The sequence below is a fragment of the Streptomyces pseudovenezuelae genome (assembly GCF_029892565.1).
GTDB classification, from domain to species: domain Bacteria; phylum Actinomycetota; class Actinomycetes; order Streptomycetales; family Streptomycetaceae; genus Streptomyces; species Streptomyces pseudovenezuelae_A.
On sequence record NZ_JARXVH010000007.1, the window covers coordinates 196446 to 214936 of the forward strand.

16 protein-coding genes and 1 riboswitch are annotated in these 18491 nt (G+C 71.4%); of the genes, 8 read left to right on the plus strand and 8 right to left on the minus strand.

Annotation, left to right across the window (positions count from 1 at the left end; all coding sequences use genetic code 11):
• Positions 1-43 precede the first annotated feature (43 nt).
• Positions 44-2536: a DNA helicase PcrA gene (gene pcrA, locus M2283_RS23770; RefSeq protein ID WP_280878373.1), complete on the minus strand. Its 2493-nt coding sequence runs from the start codon at positions 2534-2536 to the stop codon at positions 44-46.
• A 277-nt stretch (positions 2537-2813) separates the two neighbouring features.
• Positions 2814-2974, plus strand: a riboswitch (cyclic di-AMP (ydaO/yuaA leader).
• 7 nt (positions 2975-2981) lie between these two features.
• On the opposite strand from pcrA, the gene M2283_RS23775 reads away from it, so the two are divergent.
• Positions 2982-4142 carry an NlpC/P60 family protein gene (locus tag M2283_RS23775; RefSeq protein ID WP_280878374.1) on the plus strand — a complete coding sequence of 387 codons (1161 nt, stop codon included), beginning with the start codon at positions 2982-2984 and terminating at the stop codon, positions 4140-4142.
• A 184-nt stretch (positions 4143-4326) separates the two neighbouring features.
• Positions 4327-5310 carry a tellurite resistance/C4-dicarboxylate transporter family protein gene (locus M2283_RS23780; RefSeq protein ID WP_280878375.1) on the plus strand — a complete coding sequence of 328 codons (984 nt, stop codon included), beginning with the start codon at positions 4327-4329 and terminating at the stop codon, positions 5308-5310.
• Here M2283_RS23780 and M2283_RS23785 read toward each other — a convergent pair.
• Positions 5288-5641 carry a hypothetical protein gene (locus M2283_RS23785; RefSeq protein ID WP_280878376.1) on the minus strand — a complete coding sequence of 118 codons (354 nt, stop codon included), beginning with the start codon at positions 5639-5641 and terminating at the stop codon, positions 5288-5290. The two genes, M2283_RS23780 and M2283_RS23785, sit on opposite strands and share 23 nt — an antisense overlap.
• Before the next feature lie 425 nt (positions 5642-6066).
• Between M2283_RS23785 and M2283_RS23790 the strand changes: the two genes are divergently transcribed.
• The gene (locus M2283_RS23790; RefSeq protein ID WP_280878377.1) at positions 6067-7140 is read left to right on the plus strand and encodes a C40 family peptidase; all 1074 of its coding nucleotides are present in this window, start codon (positions 6067-6069) and stop codon (positions 7138-7140) included.
• A gap of 30 nt (positions 7141-7170) precedes the next feature.
• On the opposite strand, the gene M2283_RS23795 is transcribed toward M2283_RS23790, so the two are convergent.
• Both M2283_RS23795 and M2283_RS23800 read right to left on the minus strand, forming a co-directional pair.
• The gene (locus tag M2283_RS23795; RefSeq protein WP_280878378.1) at positions 7171-7893 is read right to left on the minus strand and encodes a response regulator transcription factor; all 723 of its coding nucleotides are present in this window, start codon (positions 7891-7893) and stop codon (positions 7171-7173) included.
• On the minus strand, positions 7890-9182 hold the full coding sequence (locus M2283_RS23800) for an ATP-binding protein (protein ID WP_280878379.1): 1293 nt from the start codon (positions 9180-9182) through the stop codon (positions 7890-7892). The genes M2283_RS23795 and M2283_RS23800 overlap by 4 nt, the downstream gene beginning before the upstream one ends.
• Positions 9183-9381: 199 nt before the next feature.
• Here M2283_RS23800 and M2283_RS23805 point away from each other — a divergent pair, with 199 nt between their 5' ends.
• Complete coding sequence (locus tag M2283_RS23805; protein ID WP_280878380.1) at positions 9382-10866, plus strand: PspC domain-containing protein; 1485 nt, start codon at positions 9382-9384, stop codon at positions 10864-10866.
• Entirely contained in the window at positions 10853-11089 is a 237-nt protein-coding gene (locus M2283_RS23810) for a hypothetical protein (RefSeq protein WP_280878381.1), read from the plus strand. The genes M2283_RS23805 and M2283_RS23810 overlap by 14 nt, the downstream gene beginning before the upstream one ends.
• 210 nt (positions 11090-11299) lie before the next feature.
• Here the strand turns inward: M2283_RS23810 and M2283_RS23815 are convergent, their stop codons facing one another.
• Positions 11300-11830, minus strand: coding sequence for a DoxX family protein (locus M2283_RS23815; protein WP_280878382.1), 531 nt, complete (start codon positions 11828-11830; stop codon positions 11300-11302).
• A 125-nt stretch (positions 11831-11955) separates the two neighbouring features.
• Entirely contained in the window at positions 11956-13281 is a 1326-nt protein-coding gene (locus tag M2283_RS23820) for a hypothetical protein (protein WP_432423115.1), read from the minus strand.
• A gap of 186 nt (positions 13282-13467) precedes the next feature.
• Here M2283_RS23820 and M2283_RS23825 point away from each other — a divergent pair, with 186 nt between their 5' ends.
• Positions 13468-14358: a DUF4429 domain-containing protein gene (locus M2283_RS23825; protein ID WP_280878383.1), complete on the plus strand. Its 891-nt coding sequence runs from the start codon at positions 13468-13470 to the stop codon at positions 14356-14358.
• A 22-nt stretch (positions 14359-14380) separates the two neighbouring features.
• Here M2283_RS23825 and M2283_RS23830 read toward each other — a convergent pair whose 3' ends face one another.
• On the minus strand, positions 14381-15175 hold the full coding sequence (locus tag M2283_RS23830; protein WP_280878384.1) for a class II aldolase/adducin family protein: 795 nt from the start codon (positions 15173-15175) through the stop codon (positions 14381-14383).
• Positions 15176-15314: 139 nt separating this feature from the next.
• On the opposite strand from M2283_RS23830, the gene M2283_RS23835 reads away from it, so the two are divergent.
• The gene (locus M2283_RS23835) at positions 15315-15788 is read left to right on the plus strand and encodes a pyridoxamine 5'-phosphate oxidase family protein (protein ID WP_280878385.1); all 474 of its coding nucleotides are present in this window, start codon (positions 15315-15317) and stop codon (positions 15786-15788) included.
• Between the two features lie 19 nt (positions 15789-15807).
• On the opposite strand, the gene guaA is transcribed toward M2283_RS23835, so the two are convergent.
• The gene (guaA, locus tag M2283_RS23840; protein WP_280878386.1) at positions 15808-17388 is read right to left on the minus strand and encodes a glutamine-hydrolyzing GMP synthase; all 1581 of its coding nucleotides are present in this window, start codon (positions 17386-17388) and stop codon (positions 15808-15810) included.
• 278 nt (positions 17389-17666) lie between these two features.
• Between guaA and M2283_RS23845 the strand changes: the two genes are divergently transcribed.
• The gene (locus M2283_RS23845) at positions 17667-17954 is read left to right on the plus strand and encodes a chorismate mutase (RefSeq protein WP_280878387.1); all 288 of its coding nucleotides are present in this window, start codon (positions 17667-17669) and stop codon (positions 17952-17954) included.
• The last annotated feature ends 537 nt before the right edge of the window (positions 17955-18491 follow it).

Genomic DNA, 18491 nt, shown 5'->3' on the forward strand with positions numbered 1-18491 from the left:
CCTTCTGAGCCCCCGCCTTGCAGCGGGGGCTCAACTCATTCGGCTACAGCTTCTCCACCGGCGCGTACCGCAGCAGCAGCCGCTTCGGCTTCTCCTCGCCGAAGTCGACCGTCGCCTCCGCGTTCGCACCCGTGCCCTTGACCGCCACGACCGTGCCGAGTCCGAACTGGTCGTGCGTCACCCGGTCGCCGACGGCCAGCGACACCACCGGCTTCTCTGAACTCCGGCGCGTGGCGAAGCCGGACGCGCCCGAGGCGGAGGAACGGGAGCGGGACGAGGACAGGGAGGCCGCCACGCCCGACGCCGGCCCGGCGGGGGCCTGTGCGACGGCGCCGGTCCGCTTCCAGTCGACGTGGTGCGTCGGGATCTCCTCCAGGAAGCGGGAGGGCGGGTTGTACGACGGCTGCCCCCAGGCGCTGCGCAGGGAGGAGCGGGTGAGGTACAGGCGCTCACGCGCGCGTGTGATGCCGACGTACGCGAGGCGGCGTTCCTCCTCCAGCTCCTTGGGCTGGCCGAGGGCGCGCATGTGCGGGAAGACGCCGTCCTCCATGCCGGTGAGGAAGACGACCGGGAACTCGAGGCCCTTGGCGGTGTGCAGGGTCATCAGGGTGATGACGCCGGAGCCGTCCTCCTCCTCGTCCGGGATCTGGTCGGAGTCGGCGACCAGGGCCACCCGCTCCAGGAAGGCGGCGAGCCCGACGGGCGTCTCGCTCTCGCCGTCGCTGTTCTCCTGCTCGAACTCCAGGGCCACGGCGGCGAGTTCCTGGAGGTTCTCGATGCGGGTCTCGTCCTGCGGGTCGGTGGAGGCCTGCAACTCGGCGAGGTAGCCGGTCCGTTCGAGGATCGCCTCAAGGACGGTCGCCGGGCCCGCGCCGGACTCGACGATCGTACGGAGGTCCTCCATCAGCGTGTTGAACTTCTTGACCGCGTTCGTCGACCGAGAGGCCATGCCGTACGCCTCGTCGACGCGGCGCAGCGCCTGCGGGAAGCTGATCTTCTCGCGCTGCGAGAGCGCGTCGATCATCGCCTCGGCGCGGTCGCCGATGCCGCGCTTGGGCACGTTCAGGATGCGGCGCAGCGGGACGGAGTCCTCCGGGTTGGCCAGCACCCGCAGGTAGGCCAGGACGTCCCGGACCTCCTTGCGCTCGTAGAAGCGGACACCGCCGACGACCTTGTAGGGCAGGCCGACGCGGATGAAGATCTCTTCGAAGACACGGGACTGCGCGTTGGTGCGGTAGAAGACGGCGACATCGCCGGCCTTCGCGTCGCCCGCGTCGGTGAGACGGTCTATCTCCTCGGCCACGAACTGGGCCTCGTCGTGCTCGGTGTCCGCCACGTAGCCGGTGATGCGCGCACCCGCGCCCGCGTTGGTCCACAGGTTCTTGGGGCGGCGGGACTCGTTGCGCTCGATGACCGCGTTGGCCGCGGAGAGGATCGTCTGCGTGGAGCGGTAGTTCTGCTCCAGGAGGATCGTCGTCGCGTCCGGGTAGTCCTCCTCGAACTGGAGGATGTTGCGGATGGTCGCGCCGCGGAAGGCGTAGATCGACTGGTCCGCGTCACCCACCACGCACAGCTCGGCGGGCGGCAGGTCGTGCTCGGCCGGCGGCACGTCGACGGGGTGCTCGCCGGTGCCGACGAGCGCGCGCACGAGCGCGTACTGCGCGTGGTTGGTGTCCTGGTACTCGTCGACCAGGACGTGGCGGAAGCGGCGCCGGTAGTGCTCGGCGACGTCCGGGAAGGCGCGCAGCAGGTTGACCGTCGTCATGATCAGGTCGTCGAAGTCGAGGGCGTTGGCCTCGCGCAGCCGCGACTGGTACATGGCGTAGGCCTGGGCGAGGGTCTTCTCGAAGCCGTCGGTGGCCTGGGCGGCGAAGTCCTCCTCGTCGATCAGCTCGTTCTTCAGGTTGGAGATCTTGGCGCTGAAGGACTTCGGCGGGTAGCGCTTGGGGTCGAGGTCCAGGTCGCGGCAGACCAGGGCCATCAGGCGCTTGGAGTCGGCGGCGTCGTAGATCGAGAACGACGACGTGAAGCCGAGCTTCTTGCTCTCCCGGCGCAGGATGCGCACGCACGCGCTGTGGAAGGTCATCACCCACATCGCGTTCGCGCGCGGGCCGACGAGCTGCTCGACGCGCTCCTTCATCTCGCCCGCGGCCTTGTTGGTGAAGGTGATCGCGAGGATCTGCCCGGGGTGCACGTTGCGCTCGCCGAGGAGGTAGGCGATGCGGTGGGTGAGCACGCGGGTCTTGCCGGAGCCGGCGCCGGCCACGATGAGCAGGGGCGTGCCGGCGTGCACGACGGCCGCGCGCTGGTTCTCGTTCAGCCCCTCCAGGAGCGCCGCCGCGTCCAGCGCCGGGCGCGGGGCGCCGTCGCGGTAGTACGCGTCTCTGTCCGGCGGCGCGTCGAACTTCCCGCCGAACAGATCGTCCGGAACGGGCTCCGGAACGTGCTCGTCCTCGGGTGGCGGCGGGGGCTCCTCCGCGGGCCCACGAGGGGCCTGGAGGTCCGCCAGGAAGCTGTCGTCAAAGAGGCTGCTCATCGCTCTCCGAGTCTAGAGCGCCCCACTGACAACCCGCCGCCGCCCCGAGAACATCCCCGGATTCGGTGACCGCGAGCCCGTCTTCCACCCTCCGGAACCGGACCGTCACCTTCCGCGATCACCGCGGCCGCGCCGGACGCTCTCTGACCGAAGGTCACGAAAACGTATCGGGCATATCGAACATCAACCTTCACACAGGCCACACCAGTTGGCTACCGTCTCAGGCAGGCCGCACGACCCCCACCGGCGAACGTCGCCGGACCGCGCGGCCTCCGCCGAGTCCGGAGCGCCGCCGCGCACCCGGAGCCGGGGACCCACACCGAACCTTCGGGGTGAATCGGCCCAACTCCGTTCGTGGAGCAGGCCGTAGGGCAACCCTTCCAAGCAGTCCGCCCGAACCCGACAGCTAACCCGGTAGGCGGAGCATTGGAAGGAGTCGCCTCCTTTGGCGTCGCACCGCAAGTCGCGCCCTTCGGGAACGCGCGTAGCAGGCATACGCACCCCGGCGCTCGCCACGGCCGCCCTCACCTCCGTGGCCCTGCTCTCCCAGACGGCCGACGCCGCCCCGTCGACGGACGGGAACCCGAGCCTCGAAGAGGTCGAGAAGAAGGTCGACGACCTGTACCGCCAGGCGGAGTCGGCGACCGAGAAGTACAACGCGGCCAAAGAGAAGACCGCCAAGCAGCGCAAGCGCGTCGACACCCTTCTCGACAACGTGGCCCAGCGCACCCAGAAGCTCAACGAGGCGCGGGAGGAGCTCGGTTCCTTCGCCGCCGCCCAGTACCGCACCGGTGCCTCCGCGCCTGATACGTCGACCTTCCTGCTCGCCGACTCCCCGCAGGACTACTTCGACCGGACCCAGCTGATGGACCGGCTGACCGGCCGCCAGAAGGACGCGGTCGACGACTACGTCACCGAGCAGTCCGCGACGATGAAGAAGCGCCAGGAGGCCTCCCAGGGGCTGGAGACGCTCAGCGACGCGCAGAGCGGCCTGCGCACGGCCAAGTCGACCGTCCAGAAGAAGCTCGCCGACGCGCGCGACCTGCTGTCGCAGCTGACCGCCCAGGAGAAGGCGCGGCTCGCCGCGATCGAGAAGAAGAAGCAGCGGGAGGCCGCACGCAAGGCGGCGGAGCTGGCGGAGCAGCAGGCCGCCGAGGAGAAGGCGGCACAGGAGGCCGCGTCCCAGGGCGGCTCGTCCCCCTCGGGCTCCTCGTCCTCGGGCACGAGCGGCTCCGACTCCGCGTACGCCACCAAGGCCGCCAAGGCGCTCGCCTTCGCCCGCGCGCAGGTCGGCAGGCCGTACGTGTGGGGCGCCACCGGCCCCGGCTCCTACGACTGCTCCGGCCTCACCCAGGCCGCCTGGAAGGCCGCCGGCGTCACCCTCCCCCGCGTCACCTACGACCAGGTGAACGCCGGCACCACCGTCTCCCTCGCCGACGCCCGACCCGGCGACCTGGTCTTCTTCTACGACGACATCAGCCACGTCGGCCTCTACATCGGCAACGGCATGATGATCCACGCCCCCAAGCCCGGCGCGTACGTCCGCGAGGAGTCGATCTACTACGACGGCGAGTCGGCGATCCACAGCGTGGTGCGCCCGGCCTGACCGACCGACCGGAGCCACGCGCGCGTAGCGGCCGGTTTCGTACGCGCGCGTGCCGACCGTTTTCGGCGCCGGGAGGAGTTCGTACCCCCGGCGCCACCTGTCTGCCCCGCGCCCGCGCGTATTTCCCCACCCCCGCGCGCGTGCCCCACCCGCAACCCACGCCGCGCTCCTTAGCATCGGCCGCATGTCCGGTCTCTCCCCTTTTCGCACCTGGTGGGCGCAGCGTCCGCCGGCGGCCGGAGCCGTCGTCATGGCGACCGGCATCGTGTCCGTCGGGTGGCATCTGACGGGATACGAGGTCCTGTCGCGGATCGCCCTGGTGATCGCCTGCGTCGCCTGGCTGGCACTGGCCGCGGACTTCGCCGTACGGCTGCTGCGGCACCGGGCGAGATGGCAGGCGGAGGCGCGGACGCCGGCCGCGCTGACCGCCGTGGCGGCGACGACCGTGCTCGGCACCCGGTTCGTCGCTCTCGGTCGGCAGACCCTCGCCGAGGCGCTGCTCGCGCTGGCGACCGCGCTGTGGCCGGTGCTGCTCGTCGATGTCGTACGGCATTGGAAGCGCCGTATGCCCAGGGGTGTGTTCCTGGGGTGTGTGGCCACGCAGGGCCTCGCCGTGGTCGCTGCCTCCCTCGCCGGCGCCGAGACCACGGCATGGCTCGCGCACGCGGCCCTCGTGCTGTTCTGGCTCGGCCTCGTCCTCTACGCCGTCGCGCTGCCCCGCTTCGACCTGCGCCAGGTGGTCACGGGGGCGGGCGACCACTGGATCGCGGGTGGCGCGCTCGCCATCTCGGCGCTCGCGGGGTCGAAGCTCCTGGCCGCCGACAGCGCGCGGCGGTACCTGTGGAACGACGACGACCGGGGCGTCCTGCGCGCGGTCACGGTCGCGCTGCTCGTGCTCGACCTGGCCTGGTACGCCGTACTGCTCGTCGCGGAGGTGGTCCGGCCGCGGCTCGGCTACGACGTGCGCCGCTGGTCGACCGTGTTCCCGATGGGGATGACGGCCGCGGCCGCCCTGGCGGTGTCCGCCGCGGTGGACGTCCCGTGGCTCAAGGACCCCGGGGAGGTGCTGCTGTGGGTGTCGGTGGCGGCCTGGCTGGCCGTCGCCGCGGGGGCGCTGCGCACCTACACGGCGGCCGGGGCGCAGGTCACGTCCACAGCACCGCGATGAAGATGTTCGCCGTGGTGAGCAGACCCACCAGCCCGAACAGGCTCTTGTCCACCTTCTCGTCGTCGCGCTTCACGTAGACCAGACCGAGGATCACGATCAGCAGGGCCAGCTTGAGCCCGATCTTGATGTTGTTCACGTGCTGGTCGTCGGCCTGGTTGAGGCCGACCAGGATCGCGCCGGTGACCAGCATCGTCAGCGCGCCGTGCAGCATCGCCGGGACGAACCGGGCCTCGCCGCGGCCCATCGCCTTCATCTGGGTGAGGAAGCCGCCGAGCAGCGAGGCGATGCCGATGATGTGCAGGCCGACGAAGAGATGGATGAGTACGTCCATGAGGCCGGAGCCTAATCAGGGGCTCGGGTGCCGCCCGACACCGGGCCGCCCCTCACGCGCCGATCCCGCACAGTCGACGCACAGCCGATCTTGCATAAATGCGGGCCATAGCACCGCGTCGCCCATACGTGTCCGGGAATCGTCACATCGGTCAGCGCACTGTGTGAAGTCGACGGACCCGGGCCGGGATCACGATCGTTTCCGGTCACCGGGCGGTCCGCCGGCGGCAGTTCCGCACATCGCGTTACCAAGCCGTCACCGTCGGGTTTAACGTCCTTCCCCAGGTGACCGGCTCCCCACCGCCGCCCGGGCCAGGGGCGGCAGTCGGCCACCACCGCCGAGAAGGTCCGGCGGCGGCCCGCTCCCCCTGTGCGGGCCGCCGCCGGACGCGTGAAAGCGGTCGTACGAAAGGACGTGCAGTCCACTTGGCAGCGCACCGAAAGCCCGGCCGGCGTTCGGCCGGCGGCAGTACGGCCCGCACCGCCTTCACCATCGCCCTGGCGGGCGCGGCGACCGCGACGGCCTTCGAGGGGACCGGACACGCGGAGCCGAAACTGACGCCGCCGCAGGTCAAGACCAAGGTGGACCAGCTGTACCAGGAGGCGGAGACGGCCACCGAGAAGTACAACGGGGCGAAGGAGAAGGCGGACTCCGCCGAGCACCGGCTGGGCACCCTGCGGGACGAGGCCGCCCGCAAGACGGACAAGCTCAACTCGGCGCGGGACTCGCTGGGTTCGATGGCCGCGGCGCAGTACCGCGACGGCGGCCTCGACCCGGCGCTGCAGCTCGCGATGTCCGACGACCCGGACCGGTACCTGGACGGCGCCGAGTTCGTCGACCGGGCCGGCACCCGGCAGGCGGCGGCCGTCGCGGGCGTCCGCGAGGAGCTGCGGGAGATCGAGCAACTGCGCGGTGCCGCACGCGTCGAGCTGGCAGGGCTGCGGTCGCACCAGGCCGAACTGGGCCGCCACAAGAAGACGATCACCGGAAAGCTGGACGCGGCCAAGCGGCTGCTGTCCGAGCTGTCGCCCGCTGAGCGCGCCCAGTTCGAGGGGGGCGCCGGGGACGGCTCGGCGCGCGCGTCCCGGTCCGCCTCGGGCGCCCGAACCGCCCTGGAGACCCCAGTCTCCGCCACCGCCGCGGCCCCCAACTCCCGTGCCTCGGCGGCCGTCTCGTACGCCTACGCCAAGCTCGGCAGCCCCTACGTCTGGGGCGCGACCGGCCCGAACGCCTTCGACTGCTCGGGCCTGATCCAGGCCGCGTACCGCTCCGCGGGCGTCTCCGTGCCCCGCACGACCTACGCCCAGATCGGCGCCGGCCGACGTGTCACCCGCTCCGAACTGCTCCCGGGCGACCTGGTGTTCTTCTACTCCGGCATCAGCCACGTCGGCCTCTACATCGGCAACGGCCAGATGATCCACGCCCCGAACCCCTCGGCCCCGGTGCGGATCGCCCCCATCGACGAGATGCCGTTCGCGGGGGCGACGCGGGTGGTGTGACCGGCCCGCCGGTCCGTCACGCCCAGTTCGTCACACCAGGCGTCGTGCCGTGGCCCACCGGGTCAACTCGTGCCGGTTCGACAGCTGAAGCTTCCGCAGCACCGCCGAGACATGGGACTCGACCGTCTTCACCGAGATGAACAGCTGCTTGGCGATCTCCTTGTAGGCGTAGCCCCGGGCGATGAGCCGCAGCACCTCCCGCTCGCGCTGGGTGAGGCGGTCGAGGTCCTCGTCGACCGGCGGGGCGTCCGTGGAGGCGAAGGCGTCGAGGACGAACCCGGCCAGTCGCGGGGAGAAGACGGCGTCGCCCTCCTGGACCCGGAAGATGGAGTTGACCAGGTCCGTGCCCGTGATCGTCTTCGTCACGTATCCGCGCGCGCCGCCGCGGATCACGCCGATGACGTCCTCCGCCGCGTCCGACACGGACAGCGCCAGGAAGCGCACGGGCTGTTCGGCGTCGGCCATCAACGGGGAGCAGCGGCGCAGGACTTCGACGCCGCCGCCGCCCGGGAGGTGGACGTCCAGGAGGACGACCTCGGGGCGGGTCGCGGTGATGACCGTGACCGCCTGGTCGACGTCCGCGGCCTCGCCGACGACCTCGACTCCGGTCTGTGCCGTCTGGCCGATCTCGGCCTGCACTCCGGTACGGAACATGCGGTGGTCGTCGACGAGGACCACGCGTACGTGGCGCTCCCCCGCGCCGCCGGCCGCCTGTTCCGTGCGCTCCGGGTTCGCCTCGGTCGGGTCGCTCATGACGTCATCTCCGCCCTCTCCATCTCCAGCTCGACCTCTGTGCCGCCGCCAGGCACCGCGCGCAGCCTGGCTGTTCCGCCGTGGCGTTCCATGCGGCCGATGATCGATTCTCTGACACCCATCCGGTCGGCGGGTATCGAGTCCGGGTCGAAGCCCGGGCCACGGTCCCGGACGGACACGAAGACCGTCTTTCCCTCGACTTCGGCGTAGACCTGGACCGCGCCGCCCTCGCCACCGTACTTGGCCGCGTTCACCATTGCTTCGCGCGCGGCCTGCATCTGTGGTCCCGTCCGGTCGTCGAGCCGGCAGTCGCCGACGACCACGACCTCTATGGGGACGCCGTGTTTGTCCTCCACCTCGGCCGCGTTGCGCCGCACCGCGTCGGCCAGGGTGGTGGGTTCGTCGGCCTCGTCCTTGCCGGTGCCCTCGGGCTTGTAGAGCCAGGTGCGCAGGTCGCGCTCCTGGGCGCGGGCGAGGCGGCGCACCTCGTTCGCGTTCTCCGCGTTGCGCTGGATCAGGGTGAGGGTGTGCAGGACCGAGTCGTGGACGTGGGCGGCGACCTCGGCGCGCTCCTGGGCACGGATGCGCATCAGGCGCTCCTCGGAGAGGTCCTGGGTCATGCGGACGAGGTAGGGGCCGGCCAGGAGCGTTATCCCCACCAGCACCGCGAGCGCCGCCTGCAGGACGGAACCGAGGTGGGCGGCGGAACCCTGCAGGACGAAGATGCCGGTGACGCCCGCAGTGACGAGGAGGACACCGCCTGCGGCACGCAGCAGTCTGAGGGTGCGCTTGCGGCGGCCGACCTCGGCCCAGCGGGCCCGCCGCGCGTTGTCCGCCTGGCGCCAGACCAGCGCGACGCCCGCGCCGACGAGGACGACGGGCCACAGGTACGCCTTCGCGCCGTTGCCCAGATTCACACTGCCCACGAAGACCATGGCCACGACGACCATGAGGAGCAGCGCGACGATCTGACCCTTGTCGGGCCTGCGGGCGACCAGCCTGCGCCGTCCGTCCGGCGAGGTCTCGGTCGAGACCAGCGACGGCGGCCGCTGGCCGGCCACCCCGCCGACGCCGAGCGGCACGAAGAACCAGAACGCGGCGTAGAGCAGCGCGCCGAGGCCGTCCGCCATGAACAGGCCGACGAAGACGAGCCGCACCCAGATCACGGGCAGCCCGAGATGCCCGGCGAGCCCCCGCGCCACACCACCGAGCCAGCGTCCGTCACTGCTGCGGTAGAGCTTGCGCGGCGGCCGCGGTTCGACGAGGGGCGCTGCTGCGGCTTCCGGCATGGCATCGATGGTCACACGGCCGCGGTGGCAGGGCATCAGGGTCGACCCCGGAGACTCCCCTGATCTTCGGCGTCCGGGCCCGATTCGCGGAATCCGGGCCTGTCGAACGCTTCCCCGACGCCGGCTCAGGGGCGAAATCAGGGTCCGGCCAGGGTCGTACCGACTGCCGCCGTCGCGCCGCGCCCGTCACCATGGACCCATGACAGATCACGAGCGCGCCGCGACGGGTCCGGGACCCGGCTCCGGCCCGCGCCCCACTCCGGGCGCCGGGCCGCAGGACGCCGCGCCCGCGCCACCCACGGCGGGGGCGGGACCGGGGGCGGGACCTGAGCCGGGGCAAGGGCCCGGGCGGCCTGCTGCGGGCGGCGAGGCCGGATCCACCGACGCCGCCGTGACCGCCGAGGCCGCCGACACTCTCCGCAAGTTCCGGCGCGACCGCGACTACAAAATGCTCGCGGGCGTGTGCGCGGGGCTCGGGCGGCAGTGCGACATGGACCCGGTGATCTTCCGGATCACGCTCGCGGTGCTCTCCGCGACCGGCGGCATCGGCCTGATCTTCTACGGCTTCGCGTGGCTCCTCGTCCCGTACCAGGACGACGAGGAGAACGAGGTCCGCAAACTCCTCACCGGCCGGGTCGACGGCCAGGCGCTGACGGCGGTGCTGTTCGCGCTGGTCGGCTGCGGAGTGTTCCTGACGATGGTGGCGAACGGCGGGGTGATGACCTTCGCCGTCGTCCTCTCCCTGCTCCTCGCGGGCGCGGGGTACTGGTCGCGGCAGCGCGGCACCCCCGACCCCGACCCGCTCGCCGCCCAGGCCGCAGCCGACGCCCCGCCGGAGGCCAAGGCACCGCCGGTCCCCGCCGCCTACCCCTCCTGGTGGCGCGACCCGATCGTCAAGGACGGCACACACGTGGGGGGCACCGGCTATCTCTGGGGCCCCCAGGACTCCCGCGACCGGGACATCGCGGCGGCGGTCAACATCAGCCTGGGCACCCCCTGGCGCAGCCGCGCGGACATACACGCCCCGCAGCCCCCGGCGCCGCGGCAGCGCGGGCCGCGCTGGATCGGCGGCTGGGTGTTCGTGCTGGCCGTTCTCGCGGGCGGCCTGGGCACGGCCGGGACCTGGGAGGACCACGCGCTGGGCACCAGCCTGCAGACCGGCCTGGCCTGTGCGCTGATCGTCTTCGGTCTGGGCATCGCGGTAAGCGCGTTCCTGGGGCGCACGGGCGCGGGCTCGATCTTCCTCGCGATCATCACGGCGGCGCTGCTCGCCGGCTCGGTCGCGCTCCCGAAGGACATCGACACGCACTGGATACGCACGACCTGGCAGCCCGCCGCGGTGGCCGACGTCCGGGCGAAGTACAACCTGGGCTCCGGCGTCGGCACCCTGGACCTGAGCCGCGTGCACGTGGCCAAGGGCCGGACGGCGGAGACGGAGGCGGAGGTCGGCGCGGGCCGGCTGAAGGTGATCGTGCCGAAGGACGCGACCGTGAAGCTGCGCATCGACGTGGGGGTGGGCGACATCCAGTTGCCGGGTGACGAGCAGAAGGACGTGGACGTGGCGCCGGACAAGCACAAGGAAGTGACCCTGACACCGGTCACGGGCGGCAAGAACACGGGCACGCTCGACATCGACATCCAGGTCGGTCTCGGCCAGGCGGAGGTGAGCCGTGCTGCGTCATGAGTTCCAGCCCGGAAAACTGATCGCGGGCCTCGCCCTGACCCTCGCGGGCGTCGTCTACGCCGGTGACGCGGGCGGCCTCTGGGACACCCCGTGGTTCGCGATCATCCCGCTCGTCACAGTGGGCCTGTTCCTGGCCGGCGCGACCAGCGTCCTGACCCGAGCGGTGCGTCGCCGACGGTCCCCACGAACAGTCACCGAGCCCCGCCAGGACATACCCGCCTGACCTCCGAGCCGCCCGGCATGTCACCGAGGCCGGCTGTCGGAACGGCCCGCCCAGGACGGCCCGCCCGGGAAGCCACCGCCTCGTCGGACGCCGACGGGGCAGGCCGAGAACCTCATCGACCTGCCCCGCAGACGCGTCAGTCAATGTCCCGCCGACCAGGGGCTACCGGCATCTGCCCGCCCGGAGCCCCCGCCGACCAGGACCTACGGCCTACCGATACCCACCCGCCCGTTGCCTCCGCCTCGCTCGAAGTGCCGCGTCCAGCGAGAACACGGACGCGCCCGCGAGGATCAGCGGGAGCCAGGCCATCAGGTAGATCAGGTCGTTGCCGTAGTAGTACGGGTCCGAGGCCCAGCTGACCGTCAGCCACAGGCTGAGGGAGATCAGGGCGCCGCCGAGGGCGGCCAGTCGGGCGAGGAGGCCGATCAGGGTGCCGATGCCGACGGCGAGTTCGCCGAGGGCGATGGCGTAGCCGAAGCCGACCGGGCTCTTGAGGGCCATGTCGACCATGGCCGGGATGGCCGCGGAGTCCCGTACGGCGCGCATCATCTCGCCGACGGAGCCGGAGCCGGAGTCCTTGAGGAACGCGCTGTCGGTGAGTTTGTCCAACCCGGCGTAGATGAACGTGACGCCGAGGAACACACGGAGAGGGAGGAGGGCGTACCGGGTCGCGGTGTCCCGCCAGTTCCGGCCCTCGTCGAGATAGGGGGGTTGCGTATCCGTACGCGTGCCGTAAGTCATAGCCGCCGCCTCTCGCCCGCCATGCCAAAGACCCCTTCAAAGACCATACGTACGTAAGGGACGGAGTGCTCAATCCGTTTGTGCCGTTTTTCGCGCCGGGGCGCACACACCGGCGTCAGTCCCTGTCAGTCCGTGACATCGATCGCGTATCGGTTGGTCTCCACGCCGGCCGCGGTGACCACCTGTACCTCCACCCGCCCGGGCTCGACGTCGGCCGGGACCGGCACGGTCAGTACCGCGTCCGTCGGGTTGCGGAAGCCGCCGGCGACCGGGACGAGCGGTACATGGACATGGACCGCGCCGATCCGTACGACCATCCGGGAGAGCCGGTCGGCGCCCTGCGCGCCCGGCGGTACGAAGCCGGCGCCGCGGATCTCGATGTCGTCGCCGGTGCGGATGGGTGCGTCGAGGTCGCCGGCCTCGCGGGAGCGGACGACGGAGAGGATCACCGGGCGCCCGCCCTCGGCGTACTTGCCGGCCACGTAGGTGGCGGCGGAGACGAGGACGACCACCGCGAGGCCCCAGGGGAGGTCGGGCAGTTGGTCCGGGCGGCGGGCCAGCCGGACGGCCGCGAAGACCACGGCGACGGCGCTGAGCACGGCGTACTGGATGTCGGCGAAGGTGCCGCGGCCGGAGTCGTCGGTCAGCAGGTCGGCCGCGCGCGGGCGGTCCGCCCGTACCTTCTGCAGTCGCTGCCCGAACACCCGCAGGCCGACGACCCGCCGGACCAGTACGGCGATCGCGCAGACCACGGCGAGGACGGTCACGACACCGGCGCCGCGGGCGAGTTCGAGCCCGGAGATCAGGGTGTCGCGCTCCGCGTGGTCGGACGCGGCGGCCAGGCGGCCGACCAGCACCAGCACGGCGTAGACGACGAACAGCACCCAGACCGCGGCGACCGTGCGGGAGGTGGAGAGCCGGTTGTCCTCGCCGATGATCGGTGCCAGTACGCCGCCGCGTGCCCGGTGGAACCAGGACGCGGCGGTCAGGGCGCCGGCCACGAGCAGCGCGGCGAGCAGTCCGGCGGTGCGTGCGGCGGTCCAGCCGGCGCCGATCGCCGTGAGGGCCTGCACCAGCAGGAGGATCAGTACGAGTGCCCACACCGTGGCCACGGCCCGGCGCCACAGGCGGGCCAGCCAGGCCTCGCCCTCGGCCCGGCCGCGTTCGGCGACGAGCCCCGCCGACTGGGTCAGTTCCTCGGAGACCCACTGCCGGGAGGCCTGGGCCGAATGCGCCACCGCGGCGGGCAGCCCCTGTCCGGCCGCGAACTCCTCGCGCAGCAGCAGGAATTCGGCGACCGCGCGCCGATGCCCCTCGCGCGCCCCGTGCGGGCAGCCCCCGCAGGTGCAGCCACCCCCGTGCGCGCCACCGGGAGCGCCGCCCGGCGCTCCCCCGTATCCCGTCCGGCCGGCGCTCGCGTCCGCGCCCCCTCTCGCCTCCTGCACCGCCACGCCCGAAGCCCGCCTTCCCCACAACCCCATCGACCGGCGGCCCCGACCGACCGTCGGCCGCCGCCTTGCAAGTCCCGCGTGATGACAGCGCATTGTGCCCTACGCCACCCCGCCTGTGTCCGGCAGGTCTGGTCGAGGCGGGTGAAGCCTTGGCCGCAGTGTTGACCCGGCTGCGAGAATTTCCCCATGGCCGAGATCATCCAGCGGGACGGGACCTGGGCCTTCGACGGCACCACGGTCAGGATCACGCCGGGTCTCCACCGCTCCGTGCCACTGTTCCGGCAGACGTACGGAGAGGTCGCGGTGCCCCTCGAAGCCGTCGCGGGCGTGGTCCTGGAGCCCGAACGCAAGCGCGGGCGGCTGCGGTTGCGGCTGCGCGAGGGCGCCGACCCCCTGCTGCAGGCCACCGGCGGGCGGCTGCCGGAAGCGGCCGACCCCTACCGGCTGCTGGTGGACGTGGACCGGTCCGGGGTCGCCGAGTACGTCGCCGAGGAGATCCGCCAGGCCCTGATGCTGGACCGGATCCCGAAGGATCCGACGAAGGCGTATCTGCTGCCGGGGCCGCCGGTTCCGGTCTCGGTGCGCTCCTCCGACGGCACCGTCTCCTTCGACGGGACCCAGGTGCGGCTCGACTGGGCCGACACCTCCGACCGGGTCAAGCGGGCGACCGGCCCGCGGATCATCGCCCTCGGCGACCTCGTGCAGGTCGAGTGGCTGCCCAACTCCGGCTACGAGGACGGCTTTCTGCGCTTCGTGACGCGGGAGACGGTGTTCTCCAAACTGCCGCCGGAGAAGGACCCGTACGCCCTCGACCTGTGGGGCAGCACCCGCCGCGACCTGCTCACGGCACTGATCGCCACCGCCGTCACCGCCCGTCTCCCCCATCCGTCCACCCGCGCCGCCGACGATCTCGCGGACCAGGACCGGCCGCAGCTGACGGCGGCCGTACCGGCGCAGTCGGACCATCACGACGTACTGCTGCGCAGGCTGCGGGAGTTGGGCGAGCTGTACCGGGACGGGGTGCTGACGGACGAGGAGTTCGCGATGACGAAGGCGGCGGTGCTGCGCGGCTTCTGAGGCCGTCGGCCGGGGTGGCAACTCAACTCAGCAGATCGGGTTCGCTGCGGCTGATGTCCTGCCAGACGGGCTGGTAGTTGATCCAGGCCACCAGGTCGCCGCCGAGCTGTTCGCGGGTGGCGACGGCGAGTTTGTGGTCGATGAGGAGCGGGCGGCCGGCCGCCTTGGCGGTGAGCTGCACCTGGCTGGACCGTTCCATCGACAGGAACCACCAGGCCGCCGCGTCCACCGAGTCGCCGACCGTCAGCAGCCCGTGGTTGCGCAGCACGAGCGCCTTGCGGGAGCCCAACGCGGAGGCGATACGGCGGCCCTCGTCGGCGTCGACGGCGACGCCGGTGTAGGCGTCGTACAGCGCGTGGTCCTCGTAGAAGGCGCAGCTCTCCTGGGTGATGGGGTCGAGGAGGTCGCCGAGCGCGGACAGGGCGCGGCCGTGCACGGAGTGGCAGTGGGCGACGGCCACGACGTCGGGGCGGGCCGCGTGGACCTGGGCGTGCACGGTGAAGGCGGCCTGGTTGACGTGGTAGCGGCCCTCGATGACCTGGCCCTCGGAGTTGGCGAGGACGAGGTCGCTCACGGTGACGTGCTTGAACGGCATCCCGAACGGGTTGACCCAGAAACAGTCGCTGTACTCGGGGTCACGAGCGGTTATGTGGCCCGACACACCGTCCTCGAAACCGAGCCGTCCGAAGATCCGCAGAGCGCCCGCGAGCCGCTCCTTGCGGTGCCGGCGCTCGTCGTCGAGCGACTCGTGCATGGGCGGCATGGCGAAACGCAGCCGGTCCGTGGGGAGCGGCATCGGTGGGGTCGGCCCGTGCATGTGGTCCTCCGGCACTGGGTTGCTGTACGGGGCGGAAGTTACCGTCGGTCAGCGCAGGAGAACAGGCCTGTGATGTAAAGATGACGCACGCGACCGAATCACGACAGAAGATGTCGGGTTTACGGGCGACGATCAACGTATGACATCGAACTGGGCCGCCTTCCGCCGCGCCGCACCCGAGCTGGCGCGGACCGCCGAGGAACGCTTCGCCGGCCACACCCACCACGTCCTGGCCACCCTGCGCGCGGACGGCTCCCCGCGCACCAGCGGCCTGGAGGTCCGTTTCCTGGACGGTGAGCTGTGGTTCGGGATGATGACGGGCTCGCTCAAGGCCCTCGACCTGCGCCGGGACCCCCGCTTCGCGCTCCAGACCAATCCAGGCGAGGGCACCGGCATGGCCGGCGGGGACATCCGCGTCGGCGGGCGAGCGCTGGAGGTCGAGGACGGGTCGGTGAAGCGGGCCTACACGCAAGAGGTGGAACCGCCGGAGCCGTTCCACCTCTTCCGCACCGAGTTGACGGAGGTCGTACGGACCTACGTCGAGGACGAGAAGTACCTCGTCGTCGAGATCTGGCAGCCCGGAGAGCCGATACGCACGCTCAAGCGGACCTGAACCCCTGCGAACAGGGGATCTACTCCCACTCGATGGTCCCCGGCGGCTTGCTCGTGACGTCGAGGACGACCCGGTTGACGTCGGCGACCTCGTTCGTGATGCGGGTCGAGATCTTCGCGAGGACGTCGTACGGCAGGCGCGACCAGTCGGCTGTCATGGCGTCCTCGCTCGACACCGGGCGCAGGACGATCGGGTGGCCGTAGGTGCGGCCGTCGCCCTGGACGCCGACGCTGCGGACGTCCGCGAGCAGGACCACCGGGCACTGCCAGATCTCACGGTCCAGGCCGGCCGCGGTCAGCTCCTCGCGGGCGATGGCGTCGGCCTCGCGGAGCAGGTCGAGGCGGTCCTTGGTGACCTCGCCGACGATCCGGATGCCGAGGCCGGGGCCCGGGAAGGGCTGGCGCTGGACGATCTCGTCCGGCAGGCCCAGCTCCTGGCCGACCATCCTGACCTCGTCCTTGAACAGCTTGCGCAGCGGCTCGATGAGCTGGAATTCCAGGTCTTCGGGCAGCCCGCCCACGTTGTGGTGGGACTTGATGTTGGCCGTGCCGGTGCCGCCGCCGGACTCGACGACGTCCGGGTAGAGCGTGCCCTGCACCAGGAAGGCGACCTCGGGACCCTCGTCCGCGATGATCTCGGCCTGCGCCTGCTCGAAGACGCGGATGAACTCACGCCCGATGATCTTCCGCTTCTGCTCCGGGTCGGAGACCCCGGCGAGCGCGGTGAGGAACCGCTCCTCCGCGTCCACGACCTTCAGCTGAACGCCGGTCGCGGCCACGAAGTCCTTCTCGACCTGCTCGGTCTCACCCTTGCGCATCAGACCGTGGTCGACGTACACGCAGGTCAGCTGGGAGCCGATGGCCTTCTGGACGAGGGCTGCGGCTACGGCGGAGTCGACGCCGCCGGACAGGCCGCAGATGGCGCGCTTGTCGCCGACCTGCTCGCGGATCGCGGCGACCTGCTCGTCGATCACGTTGCCGGTGGTCCAGTTCGGCGTGAGGCCCGCGCCCCGGTACAGGAAGTGCTCCAGGACCTGCTGGCCGTGCGTGGAGTGCATGACCTCGGGGTGGTACTGGACGCCGTAGAGCTTCTTCTCGTCGTTCTCGAAGGCGGCGACCGGGACGACGTCCGTGGAGGCCGTGACCGAGAAGCCCTCGGGGGCGGCGGAGCAGGCGTCGCCGTGCGACATCCACACCGACTGCTCGTCCGGGGTGCCCTCGAAGAGGGTGGAGGACGACCTGGAGACGTGCAGCGGGGTACGGCCGTACTCGCGGGCCCCGGTGTTGTCGACCGTGCCGCCGAGCGTCGTCGCCATCAGCTGGAAGCCGTAGCACATGCCGAAGACGGGGACGCCGGCCTCGAAGAGCGCGCAGTCCAGACGCGGGGCGCCCTCCGCGTACACCGAAGAGGGGCCGCCGGAGAGGATGATCGCCGCCGGGTCCTTGGCGAGCATCTCCGCGACCGGCATGGTGCTCGGCACGATCTCGCTGTAGACCCGTGCCTCACGGACGCGACGGGCGATGAGCTGGGCGTACTGCGCGCCGAAGTCGACGACCAGGACGGTGTCGGGGGCGGCGGCAGTAGGGGTCGCTGGTGACACGGGAGCCTTCCGGCGGTGGGGCGGGGGTCTGGTGTGTACGCCGATTCTACCGAGGCCCGCCCCCAGGCCGTCCCGTGGCATACTGGCACCCATGCTCACCCACGCGACCTTCCTCTTTACCTATGGCAACCGGCCCACCGGCTGCCATGGTCGTGCTGCTTGAGCAACTGACAAGCGACTTCCCAGGCGCCCCGGGCCGACAAGGCCCGGGGCGCCTGTGGTTTTCCCGGACCTTGCCGCTCCGGGGCTCCGCACCGCATCCGACGAGGGGCCCAGACATGACCGCCACCGCAGCGGAGCAGACCGGCGCGCACACCCCCGAGGCAGTCGGGGTGATCACCGGCGCCCGGGAGCGCATCGACGCGCTCGACGACCGGATCATCGGCCTGATCCAGGAACGGATGGCGGTCTCCGCCGTCATCCAGGACGCCCGGATCGAGTCCGGCGGCCGGCGCGTGAACCTCTCGCGCGAGATGGAGATCCTCGGCCACTACCGGGACGCGCTGGGCAAGCCCGGCACCTCGCTCGCGATGACGCTGCTCGAACTGTGCCGCGGTCGCATCTGAGTTCGGGCCCGTTCTCACCCGTACGGCGCGTGACCGGTACGCAAGACGCTTCGTTGGTCCCGATGTCCGTGCCAGCCAGGGGCGGGCCCGAAAGAACCACGCGTGGCTCCGCTGGGGCGATGAGACGTACGGGATCGTGCCGTGCGTCGTGGGACCTCGCTCCAGGGTCGTGACCGGACGGCAGGGGACAGCAGCCCGGTCACCCAAGAGAACGGTCGGCTCCGGGGACGCCCGGAGCCGTCCGACGGAAATTGCAAATATGCACGATCCTGGGTCAAACGGTTGCGGAGGCCGCGAGCATCCAGCACGATGCGTAGAAAGCCCCAAGTCCCGTCACAACTCAAGGCATTGCCCTGTACCAGCTCCTCGCACTGCCCTGTACTTCCGTACTGCCAGAGGTCGAGACCATCCGTGCGCCCGGTTCGCGCCGGGGCGGCGACCAGGGCGCACAGACAAGCGGCGCAACCCCCCGGCGCCGCTCCCAGGCACCGGCGCTGCCCTGACGTCGGTGCTGACGGAGAAGGGCCCCGCGGACGC